Consider the following 26948-nt stretch of genomic DNA (forward strand, 5'->3'; position numbering starts at 1 on the left):
TTATCCCAACCTTTCTATTATTGATATTGGCTCAATTTTTTCTAATAGCCTTGAAACAGGTATAACAGAAAAAATAGTTATAAAAAGAGGTATAGACAAAAACTTGGGAAATAAGTCCCATGTAATGTGAAATAAAGATATTCCTCTAGGGTATAAATAAAATACATTATAAGTTTTTGCAAAAATAAATAATACCAAATATCCAAAGCCAAAACCCAAAAAAGATGAAATTCCTATTTCTTTAATCATTCTCATTATAATTTTGGCTTTTGTATAACCCATAGCTTTTAAAATACCTACTTCTGATCTTCTTTTCATGTAATTTATATACGAATAATTTCCTAAAACCGTTGACATAACTATAATAATTATGATTATCACTAAATTGAATATTGCATTGAAATTTTTTAAGTTTTCCTTACTGCTCTCTTGTGCATCATCATAACTATAATTTTTAATACCATTTTTTGAAATAGAGCGTATAAACTTATTCATTTCTTGCAATTTTCCCTTTCTAGGAAACACTAAATACATGTAGTTTTGTTCCAGTTCCTTAGGGCCAACTGCTATAAAGGACACAACATTATCCCCACTTAATATTCCTTTTATTTTATACTTTCCCTTAAAATAATCATCCTTTCTCACATCGCCTCCAACAAAATCTCCTATACCTACCTGCTTAAATCTTGCTGTATTTTCATTGATTAAAATTTTATTATCATCATTTTTCACATAATTTCCTTTATCAAATTTAATGCCCATTTTATTTATAATATATTTAACATCTCTTTCATCAGCATAAAACCCCTCATAATCCATATCCGTACCAAATACAGTCCTAATCATATATTGAAAATTATTTACCTTTATTACTTTTTCAACTGTATCATCATTTTCTATTTTAGTTGTAATATTTTTATCTAAAATATCCTTATTTTTGTATACCAGTGTTGCATACTTATATTTTGCATCACTCCTAATTTCGGAATCATTCATATTGATTGTATAAAGTTGAATAGCCCCAATAAGAAGGATTGCAAGTCCAATTGAAATTATTATTGCTATTGAACTCTTTTTATGACTTTTGCAGTACATAAAATAACTTAAAGGCTTTCTCATAATTATCACCCCCTATGGATAAATAATACTAAAAATATAGCATATAAAAAAGTAGCCGCAGTCATAAATCATATATGACTGCGGTAATATTTAAGCTACCCCCTAAAAACATATTCATTGAAAATACTAACCTTCTCTATCTCACCTATAAGCTCGTCAACACCAATTTCAAGCTTTTTATAATCAGCATTAGCAACACTGACTCTAAGCAGTTTGCTTTCTAAGAACTCATTTAAGTAAAATCTTTCAAAATTAGATACTAATATATTTTTCTTTAATAAATTATTTACCACTGCTCTGCTCTTATTTTCATTTAAAATTTCTAAACCAGCATAAAATCCACCATTACTTGGAATATGCCATTTCACTGCTGAAGAATTATTATTTCCTACAATATCTTTTAAATAATTCATTCTGCTTAAATACATATCTCTTATCTTTTTTACATGTATGTTAAACATCCCGCTTTCAATATATAATTCAAGTGCACCTTGTGAAAGCACTGGTGTATTTATGTCCATCCAAGTTTTATAAGCTAAAAAAGTATTACATAAAATACTTGGTAATACCGTAACTGCTACTCTTAAGCCTGGTAACATTACCTTAGAGAAAGTTTTTACGTATACTACCTTAGAACTTGTATCGAAAGAAAATATCGGATCTGATTTTATATCACTTTCAATATCTCCAAGATAATCATCTTCAACAATATAAACATCATATTTCTCTGCAAGTGAAACTAATTTCTTCTTTTCTTCCTTAGTATAACTAAGTCCTAAGGGGTTACTAAACCTAGATACCGTATAAAAAAACTTTACATTATTATTTCTAAAAATATTTTCTAACCTTTCAAAATCTAATCCATTAAAATTTCTATTTACCCCAATTGTAGTTACATTATTTTGTTCTAAACACTTCATCATGCCATCATAAGTTGGCTGTTCAATTACTACATTGTTTTTACCATTTGGGAATGGCATCCTACTTAATATATTTAGCGTTTGCTGTGAACCTGTCGTGATAAATATATTTTCGCATTCTGAAAACACTTGATTATTTTGTAATTGCTTTTGCATAACTTTAATTAAAGATTGTAACCCTTGCGGGTTTGTGTAATAAAAAAGCTTATCTTTATATTTATCAATAGCTTTACTTATAAAAGTTTGAAATTCACCATAAGGTAATGAACTAATTTCAAGAGCTGTCCCTGCAAAATCTATTATGGTGTCATTTTTAACTTCTTCCTGAAGCTTATCTAATAAATAGTACCCACTATTAGGTACGGCATAAACTATATTTTGATTTTTCAATTCATAGTAAGCCCTAACTGCTGTTGATTTTGTGCACTTAAATTTTTCGCATAAATCCCTTATTGAGGGCATCTTTTCACCAGTTTTTATATTTCCTAAAGAAACTTGGTTTTTAATATACTCCACTATATCAATATATCTCATTTGAAACCCACCATTCTGTACCGATACACTTTTGCATTATGCTAATTGTGTACTTTATTTATACAAAATATACTATAACTGTACTCATTTTTCAATGTATATAATTTTCGGAGGTGTATTAACTTGCAAAATAAAATTTCACTAAAAAATATTGTAAAAACTACTTACCCAATAATATTATCAATGTTTTCACTTAATATAATGACTTTTATCGATAGGGCTTTTGTTTCAAAATCTAGTCTTGCTGAATTTGCTGCAGTTGTACCAGCAAGTAACTTAGCTACAACTATTTCAAGCATATTTATAGGGATTGTTGGTTTTGGTGCTGCTCTTGTTGCACAATATTATGGTGCCGAAAATTATGATAATTGTGCCAAAACCTTGTGGAACTCTATATACCTAAGTATTGTATTTTCCCTAATATTAATAATAATCTCACCTGCTGCTTCAAGTATCTTTGAACTAATGGGACATCATGGATTACTTTTAAAGTATGAAAAACAGTTCTTCTATTTAATTATATTTTCAAGTTGCTTTCAGATCTTATCTACTGGTTTATCCAACTTTTTTAAAGGAATAAATAATACTAAAGTCCCCCTATTTGTTGGTGTTACCTCTAACATAATTAATATAGTTCTTGATTATGTTTTTATCTTTGGCAAATTTGGCTGTCCTAAACTTGGTGGTATATTAGGTTCAGGTTTATCAACACTTTTAAGCTGTTTTATTGGTGTGCTTATATACTTGGTCTTAATAAATGAAAAAGCTCTAAAATATAAATATAAGCTCTTCTCAAACCTTAAGCTAGATAAAACTTTAATCTTGAAACTTTTACATTTTGGACTTCCCTCGGGAATACAAACTTTTGTTGGCACAGGCTATTTTACACTCTTACTTCTTATAATCGGAAAAACAGGAGAACTTAATTTATCCTGCGCAAATATAGCCTTCACCATAGAAAGCATCTCAGTATTACCTGTTCAAGGAATTGGAATTGCGATAAGTATTATAGTTGGAAATGAAATTGGCGCAGGAAGAATTCACAATGTACAAAAAATTCTAAAGAACGGACTTATCTTAGGCTTTTTATTCAATGTATTTCTGATTCTATTGTTTAATATTTTCCCTGATACATTAATTTCAATTTTTAATAGTGGTAACAGTAAAGAAATACTAACCTATACTATTCCTCTTATAAAAATAACATCTATATGGCTTATATTTGATACTACTCAAATTATAATAAGCAACATCTTAAAGTCTACTGGAGATACTGTTTTTATGATGATTATTTTTATGACTGTTCCATTTATATTTTATATTGCACTGCCATATATATTGTGTGTAATATTAAGTCTAAAGCTATACTGGGTTTGGATAGACTTGTTAATTTTCACCTTCTTCATGCTAACACTTGTGTCTATAAGATTTGTTAAAGGCAAGTGGAAAACTATAAACATTGCGAATTAAAGTGTAGTGCAAAATCAAATAACATGGTACAGGTACATTAAAAATGATGTGGTCTACGAGTATCTCGAAATCTTAAATAAAATTAATAAAACTAAGTAGCAAATTTCCCGAAAACTTAAGAACTTTCAATAACTCGCTGAAAGGATGCTCAAACAATTGAAAGTTCTAAAGTTTTCAAAAAATTTCCCACTAAGTTTTATACAATTTTATTTAAATATTTCCTCGACACTCGTATACCACATCATTTTTTTAATGTACCTGTACCATGTTATTTTGATAATTTTACTACATCTTTATTTCTGTGCAATGTTTAAATAATTTGATTAGTTAATATACCAATTATCCTCTTTTAACATATTCTCTAGTAAAAAATTTAAACTTCTGCACTAGCCTAAAATTCCGTAGGCACGGAGGAATTTTTACCTTTAAAGCCATGTGCATTGCGAAATAAGTGTGTTGTAGGATGATTTAAATAAAATTTTATAAATCTTAGGTAAAAAACTTTAAAAACCTTATATGTTTCAATTGTCTGAGCATGCTTTCAGCGAGTTATTGAAACTTCTTAGGCTTTTAAAGTTTTTTGCCTTAGATTTATTAATTTTATTTAATATCCTGCAATACACTTATTTCACAACACTTTTAATATATATGGCAAGCTTGGTTCTATCCTTTATTCCAAGTTTACTGTATATATTGCTAACATAATTTTTTACTGTGCCATCACTTATGTATAACGCAGAAGCTATCTGCCTATTTGTAAAGCCATCGGCTATCATGAGGGCAATTTCCATTTCTCTTTCAGTAAGAGGAAGACTATTTTCCTTTTTAGCATGACTACTTCCACTTACTGCCTTCCTAGCAAGAACCTCCGCAACTTTGCTTGGCATAATAAAAGTTCCGTTTACACAATCAACTATTGCCTTATTTAACTTTTCCTTTTCAATATCTTTAAATATATAACCAGATACACCGTAACTCATTGCATTTATTATATAATCCTCATCATCAAAGGTAGTTAAAAGGAGGATTTTTACTTCTGGATATTTGTCTTTAATTATTTTTGATGCAGTAACTCCATCCATAACAGGCATCCTTATATCCATAATCACAAGATCTGGCTTAAGCTTTTCTACTAATTTCAATGCCTCTTCTCCATTTTCAGCGCAGGCTAGTACTTCAATACCTGAAAATGAATTTATAATAACTTCAAGTCCATCACACATTAAACTTTGATCATCAACTACAATAACCTTAATCATACCCTTATCCCCTTAACTTAAAATTTATATATATATTAAAGCCCTCATCAATATCTGTAATAATATTTAACACTCCATTTGCTTCTCTAACTCTTTCTTCCATTGCCTTAAGTCCAAAACCTTTTTGAATTTGTGTCATACCTTTTCCATTATTCTCAAGAGAAAACCTTAAAAAGTTTTTATCATATTTAAGCTTAAATAAAAAAGCTGTTGCAGCTCCATGCCTTATGCCATTTGTTATCCCTTCCTGAAGAGCCCTAAAAATACATCTTTTAGTTATTTCATTTTCATTGCTAAAATCATCTATATCGTAACGTATTGCAACATCTGCATGAAGAATAGAATTTTTTATTAATTCAATGACTTCATTGTAATAATCTATTTTAGCCTCACCTAGCGCCCTAACAGAAGTTCTAACTTCCTTAAGTCCCCTTCTCACTTGTTCCAAGGCAGAATCTAATTTTATCTCCGCCTCCTGTTCACTTTTCTCCATAAGCACCTTACTTGCTTCCATTTCAACAAGTGCTGTAGTAAGTGTGTGTCCAACCGTATCATGAATCTCTCTTGCAAACTTATTTCTTTCATTAAGAACTAAATAATCTTCATTTTTTTCATAAGCTTGTCTCATATTCTCAATATATTGCCTTAATTCTATATTTTTTATACTAAGCTGATTTTTAGCGATTTGAAGCTTATCATTTGTCCTACATATGTACTTTAGTAAATACACAATTGTAGTAGTAAATGAAAATAAAACTAAATTATAAAATGCTAAACTATAAAAATTTAATACTTCACTTTCATTAACATTACAATAGCTACCTACCAAGCTTAAACAATAACATAAAATTGCAAAGAATATAAAGCTAAAGCCTTCTTTTTCAAAGATAAAATCATATATTATTACAAAATAAAAAAGTATAAACCAGGTACCACTGCTTACTAAACTTAATATAAAAATCAAAACTACCTGTACACATATATATACATAGTAAATTTTATTATACATATTTTTTGCTATTACAATTTGTCTTAAAGTAAATATTGCAATTATCCCAAGGCTTATAAAAATGACTATCCACGGGCTCTCAATATTTTCAACAGCACAAGTAAAAAGAGCAATCGTCAATATAACATATGCAATTATAATTAAATAATTTTCTATTTTAGCATTCATAAGCTACCCCTCTATACATAAACCATTTCAACTACGAAAATTAATTTGTATCAAACTCATAATATCATAAAATTAATAGAACTGTAGCACTAAAAAAATTTTTATTGCGAATATGCTAAAAAGTGCTAATTAGTATATTAACTAATCAATTTATTTAAACATTTCACAGAAATAAGGATGTAGTCAAGCTATCAAAATAACATGGGACAGGTGCATTAAAAAAATGATGTGGTATACGAGTGTCGAAGAAATATTTTAAATAAAATTGTATAAAACTTAGTGGGGAATTTTTTGAAAACTTTAGAACTTTCAATTGTCTGAGCAGCTTCTCAGCGAGTTATTGTAAGTTCTTAAGTTTTCAAAAAATTTGCCACTTAGTTTTATTAATTTTATTTAAGATTTCGAGATACTCGTAGACCACATTATTTTTAATGTACCTGTCCCATGTTATTTGATTTTGCACTACACCTTCATTCGCAATATTTAAATAATCTCTAACTTCTTCATTACTTCAATAAACTTTTCCGTATCTATCGGTTTAGAAGCATAAGCTTCACAGCCAAACTCAAAAGCACTCTTAACCAAATCCGTTTCCCCTAATGCTGTAACCATTATTATCTTTGCTCGACTTTCTGGAATTACTCCGTTTTGAGTTTCTAAATCACGAATAACCTTCAATACCTTAACTCCATCAATCTTAGGCATCATTATATCTAAACAAATTAAATCATATGGTTTCTTTTCTCTCATAGCAAGCATATACGCGTCTATAGCTTCAAGCCCATCCACAACTAAGTCACATTCTCCATAGGTTGAAAGAAACTTACTTAAAAATTTACGACTCGCAAAATCATCTTCAGCAATTAAAATTTTCAACATTTTCATCCCTTCCTTAACTCTAAATTTAACAATTTTTTATAAACCTCAAATTCATAGGCCGCTTTCATGACATATACGGTTGCTTCTTTTAAATTTTCCCGTCTTGCAGCTAATTCTATTTTAAAGGCTCTATCCTTCATTTCAATAGCATCAATTTCATTAAAAATCCCCTTTATATCATGCGCAATTAATTCTACTTGCTCCAAGTCATTGCTTTCTATTACCTTAGTAAGCTTTTTTATTTTTTCAGATATCTTTTCTAAAATATTCTCTAACTCTTTATCTGACAATCTTCGCCTCTTATGTGTAAAAACAATATCACCATTTTCAGTAACCACAGCCTTTTCATTAAACATATTACTATTCTTACTTTTAGATAAATTTCTTTCTATGGTATCTAACAAATTTTCAATTTTAACTGGCTTGGCAATATAATCATCCATGCCCATTGAAATAAATCGCTCCCTGTCTCCACGAAGTGCAAATGCGGTTATAGCAACAATTGGGATATGCGTTCCTTTTCCTTCAAGCCTCCTTATTCTTTTAGTAGCCTCAACTCCATCAATTAATGGCATTTGAATATCCATAAGAATTAAATCATATTGATTTTTGTTAAATAACTCTAATGCTTCCAAACCATCTCTAGCCGTATCAACAAAATAACCTTTTTCTTTAATTATACGTGAAAGCACTGTTCTATTTACATTATCATCCTCAGCAATAAGTATGCTTACTACTTCTTCAGTTTTTACTATTTTATATTCTCGATTATTATTTTCAATAGGCTTATCACCAATTTCAAATTCAATTATAAAATAAAATACACTTCCACTTTCTACTGCACTTTCAACATATATTTCTCCATTCATTTTGTTAACTAATTTCTTGCACAAGGCTAATCCTAGCCCACTTCCTCCAAATTTCCTTGTAATAGAGCCATCTACTTGACTAAAACTTTTAAATAGCTTGTCTCTATCCCCTGAACTTATTCCTATCCCAGTATCTGAAACAGAAAACTTTAACTTTATATTTTTATTTTTCAATTTAAGTAGATCAACTTTTATTTCTACTTTACCATTTTCAGTAAACTTGATTGCATTGTTAATTAAGTTATTAAGAACTTGTCGTAATCTCATAGGATCACCAATAATGTATTCTGGTATTTCATTAGAACATTCACATATAAAATTAAGGCCCTTGTTTTTAGCTTGGAGCTTGTGCGCCTTTGTAGTGTCCTCCATTAATTTTTTTATACTAAATGTAATATTTTCAATTATAAGCTTTCCTGCCTCTATCTTTGAGAAATCTAAAACATCATTTATAACATTTAATAAGGAGTCAGCACAAATTTTAGCTGTTTTTAGATTGTCCTCTTGTTCACTACTTAATTTTGTAAGTAGTGTTAAATCTATCATACCAATGATTCCATTTAGTGGTGTCCTTATTTCATGACTCATATTTGCTAAAAACTCACTCTTAGCCTTATTTGCATTTTCCGCTGCCTCTTTGGCCTTTTTTCTTTCATTTATATCAATACTTGCTATTATGTATCCATCAAAGTTACCTTCTATATCATAAAATGGCTTATATTCAACCTGCATCCAGTGATATTCCCTACCCTCATGCAAACAACGAACTTCAAACTCTAAACCAGAACTGTTTTCTTCATTGCCCAAATTAAGCTTACTCACTTTATACTCATCATCTTTATGTAAAAAATTTATAAAACTAAGTCCTATGCATTCTTCTTTTGACTTACCTATAAATTCCTCCCATGCTCTATTTACATACATAATATTGCCATTAGCATCTGTCTTACAAACAATTGTTGGCAAGTGTTCAAATATTCTTTCATAAAAGTCCTTAAGCTTTTCTAAGAACATTTCATTTTTCTTTCTTGCAGTTACATCAACAATTGACATAACAACATGATTTAAACCATTAATCATAATATTCGTTACACTTATGCTAAGGTACATTTCAACTTCTCTATTGTTAAAAATAAATATCTTTCTGCATTCACTATTTAAAGTTTGTTTGCCATTAAGTGCAAGATCAATTGCGTTATTTAACTTACACATACTGCAATTGTATCCAAAACCGCATTCTTCACTGTCACCTAATATTCCCTTACAACAAAAAGCTTTTCCGATTTTTTGATTTATAACTTTTTCTCTTCCTACTCGAAATAAAGCTAAAGCAGCATCATTAATCATTGTTATTTTTTTGCCTGGATCAAGTAAAACCATACCTACAAAAGTAGAATAAAATATAAGTTTTAAATTATTCCTTTCGTCTTCCATTTCCTTTTCTAATTTCATTATTCTGGATATATCCCTAAAAACTATCACGACACCATCTATATTACCATTTTCATCTCTAACAGGCGAAGTATTTGCCGATAAATACTTTTTTTCTCCACTCTTGGTTATTAAAATTGTATTCTTTTGTAGTCCAACAGAATTTTTTATTTCAAGTGCTAAATTAATTGGGCTCTTAGCAATTTCATCTGTATGTTCATTTGTAAACTTAAATACATTATTAAAATTTTTACCCACTAACTCCTTTGAGCTCCATTCTGTTAATTTTTCCGATGCTGGATTTGAAAATTTAATATTTCCATTTATATCAGTGATAATTACACCATCACCGATACTTGATAAAGTTTCCTTAATAAAACTAGTATTATTAATATTTTTATTTTCTTCTTCCATGCAATCACACTCCTTAATATGCCTTAAGCATAGATAATAACAGCAGTGGAATATTCATAAGTGGTGCTTGCCTTTCAACTGCACCAATTTCATATGCTACCTTTGGCATACCGTATACCACAGAAGATTCTTCATCTTGACCTATAGTTCTAGCCCCTTTTCTCCTCATTGCAAGCAGACCCTTCGCTCCATCATACCCCATCCCTGTAAGTATAATACCTACAGCTTTATTATTAGCCTCCTTTGCAACTGACTGAAACAAAATATCTACAGAAGGGCAATGACCATTAACCTTGTCTCCGTCATATACATGTGCTACATATTTGTCTTCTCTTTTTTTAATAATCATATGCTTATTTCCAGGTGCTATCAAGACTGTTCCAGACTCTATTATGTCGCCAGATTCTGCTTCCTTAACTCTAAACTTAGTTTGAGTATTAAGTCTATTGGCAAACATCGTTGAAAATAGTGGTGGAATATGCTGCGTAATTACTATTCCAGGGATATTCTGTGGCAATGCTCTTAAAACTTTATCTATGGCCTCAGTACCACCAGTAGATGCCCCAATTGCAATGATACCATCAGTATTAAATTTCCTATTACCTTCCATAACACTTTGTTTTGCTTTTTGCTTACTTATAACATTTGCATTAGCTGCAATATTAATTTTTCTGATTAACTCATTAATAAATCTTTCCACACTATTAGGTGATTCTGTATCTGGCTTTGTTACAAAATCAACTGCCCCAGCCTCCATAGCATCAAATACAACTTCACTTACTGAACTTACTACTATTATTGGAATTGAATACTGCGGAAGCAGCCTTTTTATAAACTCAATTCCATTCATTTTTGGCATTTCTACATCACAAGTCATTATATCTGGTTTAAATTTTACAATTTTATCTGCAGCATCATACGCATCTTCTGCCTTAGCAACAACCTCTATATTTGGTGCAGACGAAATTCCCATTGATATTATTTCCCTAGATAATAGACTATCATCAACAATCAAAACTCTTATCTTTTTATTATTCATAATATCTATTCCTTTCTATAGACAGATGGCCTAATATATTTATACTGAGTATCTTCTCTATTAATTGACTCCGAATGTCCTATAAAAAGGTATCCTCCTGGTTCTGTTAAATCATAAAATTTTTTTATTAAATCCACTTTCGTTTTGTTATCAAAATAAATCATCACATTTCTGCAAAATATAACATGGAATTTCTTTTTAAATGGAAAACTAGAGTCTACGAGATTTAACCTCCTATATATCACTTCATTTTTAATTTTATCCGTAAAAGTATAATTTTTTTCATCAATTTTCTTTAAGTAATTCATTTTCCATAGACTTGGTAATGCATTTATGCCTTCCTCACTATATATTCCAGCCTTTGCAATATTCAAAACTTTAGTTGATAAATCTGTAGCAAGTATTTTTTTATCCCACAAACTTTTTTCATCACCAAAAAATTCGTCTATTATCATTGCCAAAGTATATGCCTCTTCTCCAGAGGAACAAGCTGCACACCATACACGTAAATCCCTATCCTTTATTTTTCCTTTTAAATACGGAAGAACCATATCCCTAAAGTAATAAAAATGCTCAGGTTCTCTCATAAAAAATGTATGATTAGTAGTGATTTTATTAACGAACTCTATTACCTTGTCTCCACTTTTATCTCTACTGATTTGTTCATAATATTCTGTGAAATTACTGCATCCGTTTTCATATAATGTGTTTTCTAATTTACTTATTAATATATTTTTCTTTTCTTGCTTAACGTGTATCCCAAAATTATCTTCAATAAACTTAGTTAATTTTCTAAATTCACCTTCAGTTATCCTCATCATATCTCAACCACCCTTTTTTAGAGTACAGAGTACAAAGTACAGTGAAGGATGATTTTCTTCCGTTTCACTACAGAAAATCTTATAACTTATTTTTTATTACTTACGCAATTGTGCCATTTATGGCGCAGAGAGTAGATGACAATATCTAAGTTTTAAGATTTACCTGACGAGAGGAAGGTAAATCACCATTCATTGTACTCTGTACTCTGTACTTTGTACTCTGTTTTTTAGTATTTTCCAAATTCCTTATCACTTAAGTCTATACTTTCAAAATTTGAAGTTGTGTTACTACTTTTATTCATATTTTTAAGCATATTTAAAACCTCAGGATTCATTTTTTCATTTTCCTTGTTATAAGCCTTCGTATTTCCTTGCTTATTTAACTTAAATTTTGAAACTTCCTCCTGTAAAAGTCGTGCTTGTCCTGCAAGTTCTTCACTAGCTGATGCACTTTCCTCCGCTGTTGCGGAATTTTCTTGTACAACTTGTGAAACCTGCATTATCCCTTGATTTATTTGTTGAAGTGCTGAAGATTGTTCTGAAGATGCCTGTGATATTTGCTTAATAAGTTCTGTTACTTTTCCAACACCATTAACAATATCATCTAAAGCTTTAGCAGTATCATTTGCAATCTTAGTACCACTTTCAACCTTTTTAATAGAACCTTCTATCATTTCTGTCGTTTCTTCTGCTGCCCTTGAAGATCTAGCTGCCAAATTTCTAACCTCTTCTGCGACTACTGCAAAACCCTTACCGTGCTGTCCAGCTCTTGCAGCTTCAACAGCAGCATTTAAAGCAAGTATATTGGTTTGAAAAGCAATATCATCTATAACTTTAATAATTTTATATATACTTGAGGAAGCTGCATTTATTTCTTCCATGCTAACAAGCATTTCTTTCATCTGTGTGTCGCCAATTTCAGCATTTTCTTTAACCTTTATTGACAATCTATCTGCTTCATTTGCATGTTCTGCATTAAGACTAGTTTGAGCTGATATTTCTTCAATCGATGCCGTTAACTCTTCAATTGAGCTAGCTTGTTCAGCCGCCCCTTGAGAAAGTACCATACTAGAATCTGATACTTGCTTTGAACCTATAGCAACCTGCTTAGAAGAAGTATTTATATTACCTAATACATCATTTAAATTATCAGACATTTTCTGAAACGCAATTGCAAGCTCTGCAATTTCATCTTTGGATGCCACCTCAACATTTACATCTAAATCACCATCTGCAATTTTATTTGCATCCTCTATAAGCTTTTTTAATGGTGAGTTTATAGATTTAGAAATGCATATCCCAAGAATAATTGCAATTAAAGCTCCAAGTATTGCAAAACCTAATGTTATTTTTCCACTTACATCTGCACTTTTATCGTTATTGTCAGATATAACCTTAGCATTACTAACTTTCACATTAGATAGCTTTTGAAGTGATGCCTCCGTATCATTTTGAGCCGTTTTAAGATCAGAATGTAACATATTAATAGCTTCTTGTTTTTTATTTTCTTTGCTCAACTGAATAACTTTTTTTGCAATTGCTACATAATTATTTTTATTTTTTTGAAATTCATCTGTAGCTTCTTTGCCACTTTCTGTTACAAGACGACTCCTAAATTCTTCTAAAGTTTTATCAAAATTATTGCTATAAGTATTAACTTTAGTCTCATATTGCTCAATATCTGCTTGTGTATTTGACAAAACAACATCCTTTAAAGCTGAACGTATAGTTCCATAATCTTGTGTTACAGTAACTAATTCATCTAGTGCCACCACATTCTTTTCATACATAAGTGTATTAGCGTTATTTATTTTGTTAATATATATATATCCCAAAATACCAATTACAAAAGATATTAGTGTAACAACTATAAAGCTAAGCATTAGTCTTGTCCTTATTTTAAATTTATTAAAAACACTCATAAAGGTCCTCCTCATTATTGGCCTTATACCATATTTATCCTAGTTTGCGTTTTTTAAACTTTCGATTTCATCATTTTCTAAGAGTTTATTACAATCTAAAATTAACTTCACGCTGTCATTTACCTTTCCAATAGCCTTTATATACTTATTGCTGCGCCTTGTTATTTCTGGCGGTGCTATAATTTGAGAATCAGGTATATTAAGCACTTCAGATACAACATCCACAATAAGCCCCATAAATATATCCTCAATTTCTACAATAATTATGCAAGTTCTATCATTGTAAGGTACTTTTTCTTTTTTAAATCGTGTTCTAACATCCATAACAGGTATAATTCTACCTCTAAGGTTTATTATGCCCTTTATATATGGTGGAAGTTCTGGCACTTCGCTTATTGCTTGTATAACTATTATCTCTATAACATATTTTATTTCTATTCCATAAACTTCACTACCTAACTCAAAAGTTAAAAACTTATCTTTTTGAGTATCCTCTTCTTTATACAATAATATATCTTCAGAAACTTCAGACATATTCACAACCCCTTTATCTTTTTATATCTAAAAGTAGAGCATCTGCGGTAAATTCATTACCTATCCATACAAACTGCACTTGCAAAACTTATAAGTCCACCAACATCAATTATTAAACTTATATTTCCATCACCAAGCAAGGTACACCCCGATAAACCGGACACTTTTTTGAATTTTCTTATATATTCAGGTAAAGCTTTTATAACCACTTGTTGTTGCCCTACAAGTTCATCTGCAAATATACATGCGGTCTTACCATCCTGATTTACCATTATAAGTATGCCTTCACTTAACTTCTTTACCTCGGTTTTAATATCATACATCTCATGAATACGAATAATAGTGTGACACTCACCACGCATCATAATCATTTCATTGCCCTCTATATCTTTTATGATGTCACTTTCTCTTGGTCTTAATGATTGTTTAATATTAGCTATTGGTATAGTGTAATATGAATTGCCTACTCTTACATTCATTCCATCTATAATTGCTAAAGTAAGTGGTATTTTTAATGTAAATGTGGAACCTTTGCCTTCGTTACTATCAACATAGACTTGTCCACCTATTTCTGATAGGTTTTGTGAAACAACATCCATTCCAACACCCCTACCACTAAACTCTGTTACTTTCTCTTTAGTTGAAAATCCAGGCAAAAATATAAGATTATAAATTTCTCTATCCGTCATCTCTTCCTTAGGCTTTGTTAGAATACCATTTTCCTGAGCTTTTTCTAATAATTTATCTTTATTTAAACCAGCTCCATCATCACTAATTGTTACAATAACATAGCTTCCAGAATTCTTAGCTTCAATAGTAACTGTTCCTTCTGTACTTTTTCCTGCTTTTTCTCTTTGTTCCTTTGATTCTATTCCATGATCAATACAATTACGTACTAAATGCATTAAAGGGTCACCAATATGCTCAATTATATTTTTATCTACTTCTGTATTTTCACCAATTAACTTTAATTTAACTTCTTTATTCAAACTTTTTTTCATATCTCTTACAATACGATTCATCTTATGAAAAGTTGTAGCTAATGGAACCATTCTTATTTCCATAACTATATCTTGCATTTCGCTTGTTATCTTGTGAAGCTGCCTTGCTGATTTTTGAAAATTATCTAATTGTAAACCATTTAAATCGGGATTTTGCACAACCATAGCTTCAGCTATAACCATTTCTCCTACAAGATTCAAAAGTTTATCTAACTTTTTTACATTTACACTTATTATTTCTTGAACAGCTGCAGGCGTATGACTTTCCTTTTCAACTTTTTGTGTAACTACCTCTGGCTTTTTAATAGTGCTCTTTTCAATGATTTTTTCATTAGGCTTAGCAAACTTTTTAAATTCTTCATCATCCTCAAGTGATGTCAAATCAAACTTTTTTAAAAGCACCGTTTGATTTAAGACCTTCTCAACTTCTTCATAGGTTTTATCCGTTTTTAAGAATACTTTAAAACCTTCTTCACGTATCACTTTTGCTGTATCATCATTTTCGATAATATCTGATGGTAAATAATATACTTCTTGAGTAAACTCATTAATATTGCTTACAACTGTATATGCTCTTATGTTCTCCATTTCACAGTCATCTTCAAAAAATACCACTGCTTTATATGAATTTGACCCTGAATAAGTTACCTCTTTATTTGCTTCTATATAATACTGTTGCTTAAAACCACCTTCTACTACTTCCTTATCAGTAATTTCACCATTACATTCTTTAAGTAACTTTAAAAATTCTTTATTTTCATTTATAAGTTCACTACTTTTACCATCAACTTCATCACCATTTTTTATCTTCTGCAATTCTACCTTTATGAAATCTATACTATTTAGTAATAAATCTGATAAAGATGAATAATCAATTCCCTGCGGTTTTTGTTCTCTAAAAAAATAAAATATATCTTCCATTGAATGCGCAAGTGTCGAAATATCATTAAACAGCATCATCGCGGAAGATCCTTTAATTGTATGCATAATTCTGAAAATTTCATTTATAATTTCTTCAGAGTAGCTATTTGCTTCCTCATTATCTAATATTATTGTTTCAAGTTGATTTATAAATTGTGATGTTTCAAAAATATACATATCTAACATAGGTTCATTAGACGTTTCTTCTGACATTATCCCACCACCCATTAAATTATTACGCAATAATTTCCTATAATTAAACTTCTCTATAATACCTTATTTAAAGTTTCAACTAACTTTTTTTCATTGAATGGTTTTACAATAAATGATTTTGCACCACCTATTACTGCTTTTTTAACCATAGCTTCCTGTCCCATAGCTGTTACCATAACTATTTTAGCATTAGGATCATACGCCTTAATTGCCTTTAAAGCTTCAATTCCATCCATCCCTGGCATTGTAACATCCATAGTAACAATATCCGGTTTAAGCTGTTTATACTTCATTACTCCAATTTCACCATTCTCAGCTTCACCTACAACCTCAAAATTGTTTTTTTCAAGCATAGTCTTAAGTGATACACGAATAAATGCAGCATCATCAATAATAAGTACTTTTGACATATTAACCATCCTCCACTCAAAATTAAATTTTTAATAAAATATTAATTGTCTCTTCTAGTCTCTGTCTCAAAGAAAAACTATAATTGCACATACGCCATTTTAGGCATATCCCTTTAAAAATGAAATCAACCATATCTACAATTAAATCGGTATCATTAACCTCCCCTATCACCCTTTCTTCCTTTGCCTTCTCAATAATTTCTTTTATAAATTTAATACGATCGAAATGAATACTACTTATTTTATTCTTTATTCTTATCTCTTTCCATTTAACGTAATATGCTTGATATATTGATACTATTTCAGGGTAATTTTCGTAGTATATACAATACGATTGTATAAAAAACTCCATTGATTGTTTAAAATCCATATTCTTTAGTCTTACAGTATTAAAAATATCTTTATCATACATTGAAAAACGATTGAGAACAGATATTATCAAATCTTCTTTCTTTGAAAAATAGTGAAATATGGTTCCTACAGAAATACCTGCTCTTTTAGCTATTTCTCTTGTTGAAACATTATCTATTCCGCATTCATCTATAGCCTGTATTGTTTTATGTATAATATTTTCTCGTTTTTGCTCCGAAGTAATTTCCATATACTCCCTCCAAATTAAACAGTTGTTTAACCCTTATCCAAATTATATAAAGCCAAAATTATTTTGTCAATACTTTATATGTTTTGTCCATTTAAGTTGTTTTTTTGCGACTTTTGTTTAATTTTGCTATACATATCATTAAAACTTTAAACAAAAAAAAGAGCCAGTAAATGTAATTATTACCAGCTCACATTAAAAATTTAGCTATATTTATAATAAATCTTTAGATTTTTCCAAATCTACATCTCTTTGCATATGTTCTGGTGTCCACGGTATATAAACATCAGGCTGCACTCCTATATTATCAATTCCCTTTCCAAAGTTGACAGAATCCATTATGCTCGTCGGATATATTAATGAAAGTCCATCTTCAAATATTTCTTCTGCTACATTTGAATAATCTATCACGCCATAAGTTGCTCTTCCTACAAGTGTTATCTTGGGAGATTTCTTGCATATAGAAGCAAAGCTATCGCCAGAACTGCCGCAGTATCTATCAATCATTACGATTACCTTATCCGGCCCTTTTCTGCCTTTAATCATATACTCTTTACTGCCTTGATCATCCAAAATAAATCCCTTTCCCCTATTTTTGTCTAAGGCTTCGACAAAATTCTCAATCATTTCATCACCATTATTATCTTTTAAATATTCACTAAGCATTCTCATCCTATTTTTATAATTTCTCTCTGTATGCAAAAAATACATATCAAAATCTTCCTTTAATATGAAATTACAGGGGAATATGTATTCAAGTAATGGATAAAACAACGAATCATATCCACCACCATTATTTCTTATATCTATAATTAAATTCTTAGTATTTGTAAGTAATTCTTCACTTTTATCCATTAGTTCTTCCATTTGCTTTGGATCCATGAAATCATTAAGTACCATTAACGCAGTATTTTGGTTAATTAATTCACATGTATACTTTGACTTTTCGTTGTGTGATTTGTATTTTTTTAATTTAATTTCAAATTTCTCTCCATTTTCAGCTTCTACTAAACAGCTATGAAACTTAGCTAAAACATTCTTCCACAATTGTCTTTCATTACTTTGATTAAATAAAGCCTTCTGGTTTTTTTCTGCTACCTTATCAACTGGTTGTCCATCTATTTCTATTATGGCATCACCTATTTTTAATCCTGTATCTTCTTCCCATACCTCTTTTACATATAGCTTATTTCCAAATCTCCTTACATCAAACCCCAAACTAAAATTATTAGCCTTACTATTTTTATCCAAAAGTCCAACATGATGATCCTTATAATCTAATAAATAGTCATCTACTATCTCCTTGAATTTTTCTCGTGTAAGCATATTTTTATGCTCTAGTTCAGTTAATTTTTCCCTATACACCTCTGGATTGCTCCAGTCCTTCTTTACAACACAACCAGAATAATCATTCTGCATTATGTTAACTATTTCATCAAAAATCTTTAGTAAATTCATAATGTAACCCCCAGTAATTTATTGTTATTTACATTATAAGCAATCACTAAACTATTTTCCACAATAGTGCAAAACAAACCAAAAGATAGAGTAAAGAGTAGAGCGCAGAGTAATGGATGATTTACCTTTCGCACTGCTCAAGTAAATCTTAAACTCAAATGTTGTCAACTTCGTTGAACACCATGTATATTCATCACTTTTCTACTAATTATAAGTTACACATTAAATAATCTTAATACGACATCTATATAAAAAGAACTGCATTAAGTCTAAAACAATAAGTTTATAATTTTAATATTTTCCTATATAATGGATAATTTTTTAATTTTTATCTTTTCTTTATGTATTATTGGTTATACTCTTTCCATAACACTTTTTCAAATATACTTTTTTACGCTTAATTAAAGGACATAAGCCTTATGCATAAGACTTATATCCCTCTTTTTAATAAGTTGCACAAAATAAATATTCCGTAAAATTAACTAATATATAACTAAAAGCTTTTTGTTAAATTTATTTCTTAATACCACGCATCATTAGGTGTGAAATGGTAATTAAGAGGCATTAAGTTGGCGGCCGAATTAACTTGTATACTATTGGAGTTAACTACAAATTCAGGGGTTGATGCGCTAGTTGATTGTGCATAAACACCATTAGTGTAAAAATCACTTATTTTTGCACTAGGGTTTACAAGAATATTGTAAGAACTTCCACTTAAAGCATACAAATTTTTAGCTTTATTATACATTGGAAAAGTTATATATAATCCATTTTGAGCCGAATTTAAATTGTTTTTTGCTGCATCTGAGCAAGGGTATGCGGATTTGAATCCATCAATACCTGGCTTATCATAGTAATCAACAGAATCTGTAGTATTATATAATTGTAATTTATCATTACAAGTGGTATACCAATTAAACGCTATACCATCTGTATTTGTTACAATAGGAATCTGTGACCAACTCCAGTCGTAATTTAACTCAATAGCTGTTTTAAAAACCGGACTTTGAGGTCCTTGACCTTGAGGTTGTAATGGATTAAGATTAAACGATTTATCATAATCGAAAGTATCAAGTGTTGCATAGAAGGAAAGTTCGCTCCCAATTGATTTTAATTCAGCTTCATTTAAATTTGAATTAGAAGCTTTTTTTAAAAGATTAATTTTTGAATCTGAATATCCTAAATTCTTTAATTCTTCATAATCTTTTTTTCCTAAGTTTTCAGCTGATTGAATATACTTTTTTACCATAGAATTGGTTTGAGTAGGAGTAACATTATTTTGTGTGTCGATTTTTTTATACATATCATATTCATTTATAGAAACATGATTAGTTTTGTTTAAGATGTTTTTAGCAAAAACGTTTGATGAGCCTAAGACAAGTATAGTAGTAGAAATACAAAGTGATAACATTAAATTCTTTAATTTCATTTTTAGCATCCTTTCCAAACTTTAAATTAGTGTATATATATCCAACAATTAGTACCTAGTGCTGAATTATTAAAATCACAATAAACATCTCCATCCTCAGCATCATCATGAACTATAATAAATTTTTCAGTATCACTGTATTGGTAGCCAATTCCGGCACAGCAATGATTATCAAATCCTTGGGGATATCCATAAGAAGTTTCTTTACTGTTAACTAAGGTAACTAAAACTGGGTGATTATTATTTATTTCATTTACATATTTATCATATGTTGATTGATCTTTTCCCATTCCATCCTGCTGTACAAAAACGTCTACTCCTAAATTTTTCATTACACTTTTAATTCCCGGAACTACCTTATTAGTATAAGTTATCCCATTAGCATCTGTTCCCATTGCGGTTGCCAATTGTTCCACTAGTTCTTGATATACAGGAGTATAATTATAATAATCATATTCTAATATCATTGCAATAGCTGTAGGCGTACATCCTTTATACCATAGTTCATCAGGTACATCATCTAAAATTTTTTGTGTTTTGTTAATAGCTGAAGATACTGTGTTATTTTTTTTTAATGTTTTATTAGTCTTAGATGATATATATTCTTTGTCCCTTAATGAATTTAGTTGGTTTTTATTCAACTTACGTTTTGTTGTTATATTATAAAAGGTTTTTAATGAGGTTTTATTTTGATAATAGTAGTTTAAAAATCCATCATATATACAATTGAATTTATTTCCGATTGTGCTATAAGGTGATTTTTTATTTTTTGAAAATTCTAGTATTAAATCATCTTTAGGGCTTGTACTTATAATCTCGTATCCAATTAAACCATTTTTATTGTTTCTAATATCTACACTATATGCAATTAACTTATTGTTAAAATTATACAAACTTTTAATATTATAAACTTTTACATCGGTCCATTTAATTGTACTAATTGCAAAGTTCTTAGCTATAGTATTTATGTCATTAATATTTTCATATGATTTATAGACAGTTTGTGCATTTACTTTAAATGCATTGGGTAATAAAAAAATAAAACTAAATAAAATAATGAAAACGATATTTAATTTTTTTTTCATAATGTAAATTCTCCTTGTAAGTTTTTATTTAATCAAAGATTTTCTAATCTAAGCGATATATCTTTTGAACATTAAAACCATTTAGATAATATATATCTGTACCATTCCAATCAGAAGTATCATAAGTTGTCATGCCACTAACACTACTTGCATTATTATGATAATATTGTACAGTAATTCTAATATATCCATTATTACCATCATCATAACTTTTTTGAATTTGATTTTTTATTTTGTTTGAAAGAGATGTTTCTCCATCAGAATCCAAATAAAAATATGCTCCGAGAGCTGTACCTATTGAAACACCACTAGTTATAGGTATTGTTATTAAGCTAGCAATAAACTCCAAAAGAGATTCTGTTCTTGAAGGTGTTAAATCATCAGCAAAATTATGTGCTGCTTGAGGAGACATATAATAATCTTGGGAATATATTATTAAAACCCCTGCATTTGCTTTATCTAAAGGTTTATATTGAACAACACAACCGTTTGCCCCTACAAAGCTTGGCCTATGCCCAATTGGGATACCTTTTGCAAAGATATTATTGCATAATATAATATCTAACATAAAAATGGTGGTCACAACTACAATTAATTTACTTTTTATACATTTCAATGAAATCACTCCTTTTTTATAAATAATACCATCTTATTACCAAAAAGTAAAATTTTTTTTATACATTTTTTTGACTTTAATGGGGATTTTATGGTATAAATAAATTAATATAAGTCTATATAGGAGTGATTGTATTATGTCTATTGTAAAATGCAGTAATTGTAATAATAAATTTAAATGGTATCAAATTATAGGAAGTGTTGTATTTAGCAAGTCGCATAGTATTCAATGCAAAAAATGTAATATTAATTTTAAATTAACACATAAATCATACATTATAGGTTGTTTATTTAGTTTTATTATTCCCCTAACTATAACATCATCATATGTAATGTTTAATACTAACCGTCGTCCCATTTCTCTTTACTTATTCCTATTTTTAATATTGATATTTAATTCACTTCTTCCATTTACTATGAAATATGAAAAATTGGATGAATAGAAACTAAAAACAAGCCACACTATGGTATTATTATCCATAATGTGACTTATTTACTTCGCAATAATTTATATGATTTTCTTTTTTTGTCCCGCTTCAGTTTTAGAGTTTTTTTTACTATTATAAAACCTTATTGCTGTTATTACAGCTCCTATCAAGCATAAAACTCCAGCACAAATATATACAGCTTTCATTCCATAAATAAAAACATCGTCTCTTCCTTTTATATAATCAATTACTCTATATCCTACCTTGTGGCTCATTCTATTATATAAAATAAGTGTTGCAAAAGATGTACCTACTACGAAGCCTAAATTTCTCACAAGGGCATTTACGCTTCCTGCAATTCCAAGTTTGTCCTTAGAAACTGTAGACATTACTAAGGAATTGTTTGGCGATTGAAACATTCCATTTCCTATAGTCATAATTACTATATACATAAGCAGCATAGCTACCGAAGATTTCTCAGTTAAGCTACTTATTAAAAATAGTCCAACACTTGTAAGTGAAAGTCCTATAAGCGTCAATACTTCTGAGCCTATTTTATCCGACATATAACCACTAAACGGTGCTACTATCGATAATACAATTGGCGATACCATCATTAAAAATCCAGTTACAGCCGCAGAAAACTTTAATGTATCCTGAAAATAAAATGGTAATATTATATTTGATGCACTAATTGCAGTAAATGACGTAAATGCACATATTATACTTATAGAAAATAAACTGTTTGAAAATATTTTTAAATAAAGCAAAGGTTCATCAGTCTTCTTTTCAACCAGTATAAAAGCTATAAATGCTATAACCGAAACAATAAGTGCAGCAATTATATACGAATTACTATATCCCACTGTCTGACCTTCTACTACAGCTCCAAATAATAAGACAATCGATAATGTAAATAATGCAGCACCCTTTCCATCAAGCTTTTCATCAATTACTTTGCTAGATTTAGGGAATATCTTTATTGTAAGTACAAATACAATTATTCCTATAGGCACGTTTATTAAAAATATATACTTCCAGCTTGCTGCTGATACAATCATTCCTCCAAGGGGTGGTCCTGCCATTGCACCTAGTGCAACAAAGGTTCCTAAAACACCAAGCGCTCTTCCCCTTTCGTTTGCTGGAAATACTTCTGTTATAATACCTTGATTAGTTGCCATTGTAGCAGCTGCACCTATTGCTTGTATAACTCTTGCTATTACAAGTACTAAAAGTGAATTTGTAAATCCACAAAAAAGTGATCCAATGGTAAAAAGCACAACTCCAAACTTAAATATTTTCGTTTTACCTTTTATATCTCCAAGTCTTCCAAATATTAAAATAGTTGCTGCAACAGTTATCAGAAAGCTCGTAACAACCCATTCTACACTTGCCATAGTAACATGAAGCTTCGCTGACATATCCGGAAGTGCAACATTTACAATACTTCCATCTAAAGTTGACATAAATGTAGCTGATAACACTGTAAATAATATAATCCATCTTTTTTTATAAATTTCATTTTCCGCTTTACTCATCAACCTTTTTCATCCTTTCTAAAAATAAACTACTTAAAAAATAGACGTTATCTATAGCATCCTGGTTTATGTTTTTTTGCATTTTGTAAAACATCTTCTAAAAAGTTCATAGATGTTTCTATCCTTTCTTCATTATTCCCCTCAACTAAAATATCAATCCATCCATGAATTGTCTCGAGAATTTCTGGTAATATAGCTTTTGCTTTATCTGTAATATATAGTTTATATGCTCTAATATCCTCTTTATTTTCTTCTTTTATTACATATCCAAGCTCAATTAACTTTTTAATAGCTCTTGCTGATGCTGCCTTATCTACATCAAGTTCTTTACTTATATCATTTTGACTAATTCCTTCAAGCCTATTTAATACAAGTAAATATGGATATGTACCTATCGTAAGCTCAAATTTTTCAAACTTTTTATCTAAATAACACTGAGTACACCTGTATATGTTTGCTGTTAATTTAGTTAGATTTGCTACTTTATCGATCATATTTAACTACCTTCTTTATCCAAATAAACTCATCCTACACTAAAATATCACAATACCGTTGATTAGTCAACTATATTGTGATATAAAGTGTCTTTGTAGTAAAAGTATAAATTATAATACAATGCCCTTAAGTAGCATTTTCATAACCTGATAATATATGTTATTATATTTTTAAAATTAAAAATTAAATTATGGGATGGTTTATATATGCGAAAATGTTTAATATTATTAATATTTTTTATTTTTATTTTATTATCTTACAATTTCTGTAGCAAAAACAATGAAAATTTAACAAATGTACTATCTAAACTATATTTATCAATTACAATGCATCGTACTCCTAATTCTAAAAATAGATTAATAGCTTTTACTCAGCAAGAAAAAGAAATAAGCATACTATTACATTATATATCTATGAACCCAAATGATGAAAATAGTTGCAAAGCTCTTAATAGGATTGTAAACAAAATAGGATATTAATCAGAATGAGGGGCTGTCATACTAAGATTATTTAATACGTAACTTAAAATTATTGCGAACCAATTAATTCAGAGTACAGATGACAGAGTACAGTTGCAGAAAGAAAATCCCACTTCACTGTACTCTGTACTCTCTACTCTGTCCTTTGCTTTAGATTAAATTGTTCTATTAATTTTACAAGTTTTTCCGCTCCAACAAGATTGTTTTTAGATTCTTCCATTATTGAATCATTCTTGTCATTAACCTCATTAATACTTCCAGCAATATCAGCAGATGACTTAGCAACTTCAGATACTGAAATTGCAACCTCCTCCATGCTTCTTGATATTTGATCAACAGAAGCAGAAATTCCTTCAGAAACATCAGCAAACTTTTGTATTATATCTTTTACTCTAACTCCATCTCTTCTATATTCTTCACTGATTGTGGTCAAGTTAGCATAATCTTTAAGAACTTCCTTTTCTATAAATACTAGTATATCCCTAGATGAATTAGATAACTTTTCAACAGCACCAAGTACGGTTTGAACCTCACCTTGAATTTCTAAAACAGCATCAGATGATTGCTCTGCAAGTTTTCTAACCTCTTCTGCTACAACTGCAAAGCCTTTTCCATGCTCACCAGCTCTAGCTGCCTCTATTGCGGCATTTAATGCTAATAAATTTGTTTGCTCTGAAATCTCACTTATGCTGGCTGCCATTTCAGATATCTTGTTTACAACTTTAACTTCTTCTAATGATTCTTCCAGGTTTACTTTAGTCTCCTTGTATATATTTTCTGCATTTTGCTTTGATACTAAGGATTCTTCATTAATAGCTTGTGCTTTATTTTCTATTCCTAAAGCTATGTCTAGACCATCTTTTGCATTTTCTGCACTAACGTTTACTTCCTCTTTTACTGTAGCTGTCATTGATGTAATTTCCTGAACAGCTGCAGAAGATTGCTCCATCCCAGCTGATATTTCTTCCGTAGAAGCTGATACTTGCTGAATTTCTCCACTTACTATATGGAATATTTTATCTACATTTCTTACGCTTTTTATTATTTCTTCACTTTCTCTTTTTACTAAGACCATACTGCTGTCAAGATTCTCAATAGCCATATTTAAGGCATTTGTTGTTTTACCTATCTCATCTTCAGAAGTAACTTTCATTTCAAAGCTTAAGTCTCCCTGTGCTAATTTTGCCGCTCCTTTAACAACTTCCTTTATTTGTCCAATGATACTTTTCCTTATAAAAAACGTAGTTAAAATACCAGCTATGATACTTATTATAATCATAATTATAATTAAATTTGTTGTATTTGCTGTTACTTCCCTAGATGCCATTCCCTTTGTATGTGTAAGATCTTCTTGAGCTTTTATCATTTGATTTATTATTGAAAAAAGATTGTCTTGAGGCTTTTTTAAACTCGAAACTATTTTATTTAGTTCCTCATTAGATACATCAGTCCTCATTCCTTCTTTTATTGATTCATCAAATGCATCAATCAAAGGATCATCCTTCTGTTCTATTTCCTTACTTAATTTAATACCTGTTGGAGTGTAAACTAATTTTTTTAATTGATTTTTACTAGCAGTATACTGTTTTTTTGCACTATCATATTGACTTTTTTCAGATTTCATATAAGCTTCATCATTTGATATGCATATGTTTCTCACCGATATAGCCATTTCATTTAAGCTTTCCTTCATGCTATAAGTTAAATTTAATTTTTCGCTATCCTTAAGCGTCAAATCTCTAACAGTACCATTAATTTGATTTAGTTTAAATATGGCTAGAACACCTATTGCAACTGCTAAAAGGATAATTAAAGAAAAACCCAATACTAATCTTGTAGATAATTTCATCTTTCTTAAACTCATAAATTTCTCCCCCTGTTTGATATAAT

General features: G+C 29.7%; 23 protein-coding genes. 3 read left to right on the forward strand and 20 right to left on the reverse strand.

Annotated elements, in window-relative coordinates; genetic code table 11:
* Together CUEA01_RS03180 and CUEA01_RS03185 are read right to left on the reverse strand one after the other, a co-directional pair.
* Positions 1-1119 carry an ABC transporter permease gene (locus CUEA01_RS03180; RefSeq protein ID WP_234117978.1) on the reverse strand — a complete coding sequence of 373 codons (1119 nt, stop codon included), beginning with the start codon at positions 1117-1119 and terminating at the stop codon, positions 1-3.
* Between the two features lie 95 nt (positions 1120-1214).
* Entirely contained in the window at positions 1215-2573 is a 1359-nt protein-coding gene (locus CUEA01_RS03185) for an aminotransferase-like domain-containing protein (protein ID WP_234117980.1), read from the reverse strand.
* 123 nt (positions 2574-2696) lie between these two features.
* On the opposite strand from CUEA01_RS03185, the gene CUEA01_RS03190 reads away from it, so the two are divergent.
* Positions 2697-4043 (forward strand): MATE family efflux transporter, encoded by a 1347-nt coding sequence (locus tag CUEA01_RS03190; RefSeq protein WP_234117982.1) that lies wholly within the window; start codon positions 2697-2699, stop codon positions 4041-4043.
* 623 nt (positions 4044-4666) lie between these two features.
* Here CUEA01_RS03190 and CUEA01_RS03195 read toward each other — a convergent pair.
* The 15 genes from CUEA01_RS03195 to CUEA01_RS03265 all read right to left on the reverse strand — a co-directional run bounded on the left by CUEA01_RS03195 (position 4667) and on the right by CUEA01_RS03265 (position 22119).
* Positions 4667-5302 (reverse strand): response regulator, encoded by a 636-nt coding sequence (locus CUEA01_RS03195; protein ID WP_234117984.1) that lies wholly within the window; start codon positions 5300-5302, stop codon positions 4667-4669.
* Positions 5303-5306: 4 nt separating this feature from the next.
* Positions 5307-6479: a sensor histidine kinase gene (locus CUEA01_RS03200; RefSeq protein ID WP_234117986.1), complete on the reverse strand. Its 1173-nt coding sequence runs from the start codon at positions 6477-6479 to the stop codon at positions 5307-5309.
* A 483-nt stretch (positions 6480-6962) separates the two neighbouring features.
* The gene (locus CUEA01_RS03205) at positions 6963-7358 is read right to left on the reverse strand and encodes a response regulator (protein WP_234117988.1); all 396 of its coding nucleotides are present in this window, start codon (positions 7356-7358) and stop codon (positions 6963-6965) included.
* Between the two features lie 2 nt (positions 7359-7360).
* Complete coding sequence (locus tag CUEA01_RS03210; protein ID WP_234117991.1) at positions 7361-10072, reverse strand: PAS domain-containing hybrid sensor histidine kinase/response regulator; 2712 nt, start codon at positions 10070-10072, stop codon at positions 7361-7363.
* A gap of 13 nt (positions 10073-10085) precedes the next feature.
* On the reverse strand, positions 10086-11111 hold the full coding sequence (locus CUEA01_RS03215) for a protein-glutamate methylesterase/protein-glutamine glutaminase (RefSeq protein WP_234117994.1): 1026 nt from the start codon (positions 11109-11111) through the stop codon (positions 10086-10088).
* A gap of 5 nt (positions 11112-11116) precedes the next feature.
* Complete coding sequence (locus CUEA01_RS03220) at positions 11117-11932, reverse strand: CheR family methyltransferase (RefSeq protein ID WP_234117996.1); 816 nt, start codon at positions 11930-11932, stop codon at positions 11117-11119.
* Positions 11933-12159: 227 nt separating this feature from the next.
* Positions 12160-13854, reverse strand: coding sequence for a methyl-accepting chemotaxis protein (locus CUEA01_RS03225; RefSeq protein WP_234117998.1), 1695 nt, complete (start codon positions 13852-13854; stop codon positions 12160-12162).
* Positions 13855-13893: 39 nt separating this feature from the next.
* The gene (locus CUEA01_RS03230) at positions 13894-14388 is read right to left on the reverse strand and encodes a chemotaxis protein CheW (RefSeq protein WP_234118014.1); all 495 of its coding nucleotides are present in this window, start codon (positions 14386-14388) and stop codon (positions 13894-13896) included.
* Positions 14389-14444: 56 nt separating this feature from the next.
* Complete coding sequence (locus CUEA01_RS03235) at positions 14445-16523, reverse strand: chemotaxis protein CheA (protein ID WP_234118016.1); 2079 nt, start codon at positions 16521-16523, stop codon at positions 14445-14447.
* 53 nt (positions 16524-16576) lie between these two features.
* Positions 16577-16933 carry a response regulator gene (locus CUEA01_RS03240; RefSeq protein WP_234118018.1) on the reverse strand — a complete coding sequence of 119 codons (357 nt, stop codon included), beginning with the start codon at positions 16931-16933 and terminating at the stop codon, positions 16577-16579.
* A gap of 22 nt (positions 16934-16955) precedes the next feature.
* Entirely contained in the window at positions 16956-17534 is a 579-nt protein-coding gene (locus CUEA01_RS03245; RefSeq protein ID WP_234118020.1) for a TetR/AcrR family transcriptional regulator, read from the reverse strand.
* A 210-nt stretch (positions 17535-17744) separates the two neighbouring features.
* On the reverse strand, positions 17745-18989 hold the full coding sequence (locus CUEA01_RS03250) for a S41 family peptidase (RefSeq protein WP_234118023.1): 1245 nt from the start codon (positions 18987-18989) through the stop codon (positions 17745-17747).
* A 520-nt stretch (positions 18990-19509) separates the two neighbouring features.
* Positions 19510-20418, reverse strand: coding sequence for a hypothetical protein (locus CUEA01_RS03255; protein WP_234118032.1), 909 nt, complete (start codon positions 20416-20418; stop codon positions 19510-19512).
* A gap of 26 nt (positions 20419-20444) precedes the next feature.
* A complete protein-coding gene (locus CUEA01_RS03260) occupies positions 20445-21503 on the reverse strand; it encodes a C39 family peptidase (RefSeq protein ID WP_234118034.1) in 1059 nt (352 codons plus the stop codon).
* A gap of 43 nt (positions 21504-21546) precedes the next feature.
* The gene (locus CUEA01_RS03265) at positions 21547-22119 is read right to left on the reverse strand and encodes a hypothetical protein (RefSeq protein ID WP_234118042.1); all 573 of its coding nucleotides are present in this window, start codon (positions 22117-22119) and stop codon (positions 21547-21549) included.
* 136 nt (positions 22120-22255) lie between these two features.
* On the opposite strand from CUEA01_RS03265, the gene CUEA01_RS03270 reads away from it, so the two are divergent.
* On the forward strand, positions 22256-22561 hold the full coding sequence (locus CUEA01_RS03270) for a TIGR04104 family putative zinc finger protein (protein WP_234118051.1): 306 nt from the start codon (positions 22256-22258) through the stop codon (positions 22559-22561).
* Positions 22562-22626: 65 nt separating this feature from the next.
* On the opposite strand, the gene CUEA01_RS03275 is transcribed toward CUEA01_RS03270, so the two are convergent.
* Entirely contained in the window at positions 22627-24084 is a 1458-nt protein-coding gene (locus tag CUEA01_RS03275; protein WP_234118053.1) for an MFS transporter, read from the reverse strand.
* Between the two features lie 47 nt (positions 24085-24131).
* Positions 24132-24578 (reverse strand): MarR family winged helix-turn-helix transcriptional regulator, encoded by a 447-nt coding sequence (locus CUEA01_RS03280; protein WP_234118061.1) that lies wholly within the window; start codon positions 24576-24578, stop codon positions 24132-24134.
* 207 nt (positions 24579-24785) lie between these two features.
* On the opposite strand from CUEA01_RS03280, the gene CUEA01_RS03285 reads away from it, so the two are divergent.
* Entirely contained in the window at positions 24786-25058 is a 273-nt protein-coding gene (locus CUEA01_RS03285) for a hypothetical protein (RefSeq protein WP_234118069.1), read from the forward strand.
* Positions 25059-25191: 133 nt separating this feature from the next.
* Here the strand turns inward: CUEA01_RS03285 and CUEA01_RS03290 are convergent, their stop codons facing one another.
* Positions 25192-26922, reverse strand: coding sequence for a methyl-accepting chemotaxis protein (locus CUEA01_RS03290; protein ID WP_234118071.1), 1731 nt, complete (start codon positions 26920-26922; stop codon positions 25192-25194).
* Between the last annotated feature and the right edge of the window lie 26 nt (positions 26923-26948).

Origin of the sequence: Clostridium hydrogenum, from assembly GCF_021432385.1 — a bacterium.
GTDB classification, from domain to species: domain Bacteria; phylum Bacillota; class Clostridia; order Clostridiales; family Clostridiaceae; genus Clostridium_S; species Clostridium_S hydrogenum.

What these genes read in the sequence shown, in the direction of transcription:
- CUEA01_RS03230 (WP_234118014.1), bottom strand. Translation starts at nt 14,388, where the DNA reads ATGTCTGAAGTTTCTGAAGATATATTATTGTATAAAGAAGAGGATACT.
- CUEA01_RS03280 (WP_234118061.1), bottom strand. Translation starts at nt 24,578, where the DNA reads ATGATCGATAAAGTAGCAAATCTAACTAAATTAACAGCAAACATATAC.
- CUEA01_RS03200 (WP_234117986.1), bottom strand. Translation starts at nt 6,479, where the DNA reads ATGAATGCTAAAATAGAAAATTATTTAATTATAATTGCATATGTTATA.
- CUEA01_RS03235 (WP_234118016.1), bottom strand. Translation starts at nt 16,523, where the DNA reads ATGTCAGAAGAAACGTCTAATGAACCTATGTTAGATATGTATATTTTT.
- CUEA01_RS03270 (WP_234118051.1), top strand. Translation starts at nt 22,256, where the DNA reads ATGTCTATTGTAAAATGCAGTAATTGTAATAATAAATTTAAATGGTAT.
- CUEA01_RS03180 (WP_234117978.1), bottom strand. Translation starts at nt 1,119, where the DNA reads ATGAGAAAGCCTTTAAGTTATTTTATGTACTGCAAAAGTCATAAAAAG.
- CUEA01_RS03290 (WP_234118071.1), bottom strand. Translation starts at nt 26,922, where the DNA reads ATGAGTTTAAGAAAGATGAAATTATCTACAAGATTAGTATTGGGTTTT.
- CUEA01_RS03240 (WP_234118018.1), bottom strand. Translation starts at nt 16,933, where the DNA reads ATGTCAAAAGTACTTATTATTGATGATGCTGCATTTATTCGTGTATCA.
- CUEA01_RS03250 (WP_234118023.1), bottom strand. Translation starts at nt 18,989, where the DNA reads ATGAATTTACTAAAGATTTTTGATGAAATAGTTAACATAATGCAGAAT.
- CUEA01_RS03225 (WP_234117998.1), bottom strand. Translation starts at nt 13,854, where the DNA reads ATGAGTGTTTTTAATAAATTTAAAATAAGGACAAGACTAATGCTTAGC.
- CUEA01_RS03260 (WP_234118034.1), bottom strand. Translation starts at nt 21,503, where the DNA reads ATGAAAAAAAAATTAAATATCGTTTTCATTATTTTATTTAGTTTTATT.
- CUEA01_RS03220 (WP_234117996.1), bottom strand. Translation starts at nt 11,932, where the DNA reads ATGATGAGGATAACTGAAGGTGAATTTAGAAAATTAACTAAGTTTATT.
- CUEA01_RS03275 (WP_234118053.1), bottom strand. Translation starts at nt 24,084, where the DNA reads ATGAGTAAAGCGGAAAATGAAATTTATAAAAAAAGATGGATTATATTA.
- CUEA01_RS03185 (WP_234117980.1), bottom strand. Translation starts at nt 2,573, where the DNA reads ATGAGATATATTGATATAGTGGAGTATATTAAAAACCAAGTTTCTTTA.
- CUEA01_RS03215 (WP_234117994.1), bottom strand. Translation starts at nt 11,111, where the DNA reads ATGAATAATAAAAAGATAAGAGTTTTGATTGTTGATGATAGTCTATTA.
- CUEA01_RS03195 (WP_234117984.1), bottom strand. Translation starts at nt 5,302, where the DNA reads ATGATTAAGGTTATTGTAGTTGATGATCAAAGTTTAATGTGTGATGGA.
- CUEA01_RS03255 (WP_234118032.1), bottom strand. Translation starts at nt 20,418, where the DNA reads ATGAAATTAAAGAATTTAATGTTATCACTTTGTATTTCTACTACTATA.
- CUEA01_RS03205 (WP_234117988.1), bottom strand. Translation starts at nt 7,358, where the DNA reads ATGTTGAAAATTTTAATTGCTGAAGATGATTTTGCGAGTCGTAAATTT.
- CUEA01_RS03245 (WP_234118020.1), bottom strand. Translation starts at nt 17,534, where the DNA reads ATGGAAATTACTTCGGAGCAAAAACGAGAAAATATTATACATAAAACA.
- CUEA01_RS03210 (WP_234117991.1), bottom strand. Translation starts at nt 10,072, where the DNA reads ATGGAAGAAGAAAATAAAAATATTAATAATACTAGTTTTATTAAGGAA.
- CUEA01_RS03285 (WP_234118069.1), top strand. Translation starts at nt 24,786, where the DNA reads ATGCGAAAATGTTTAATATTATTAATATTTTTTATTTTTATTTTATTA.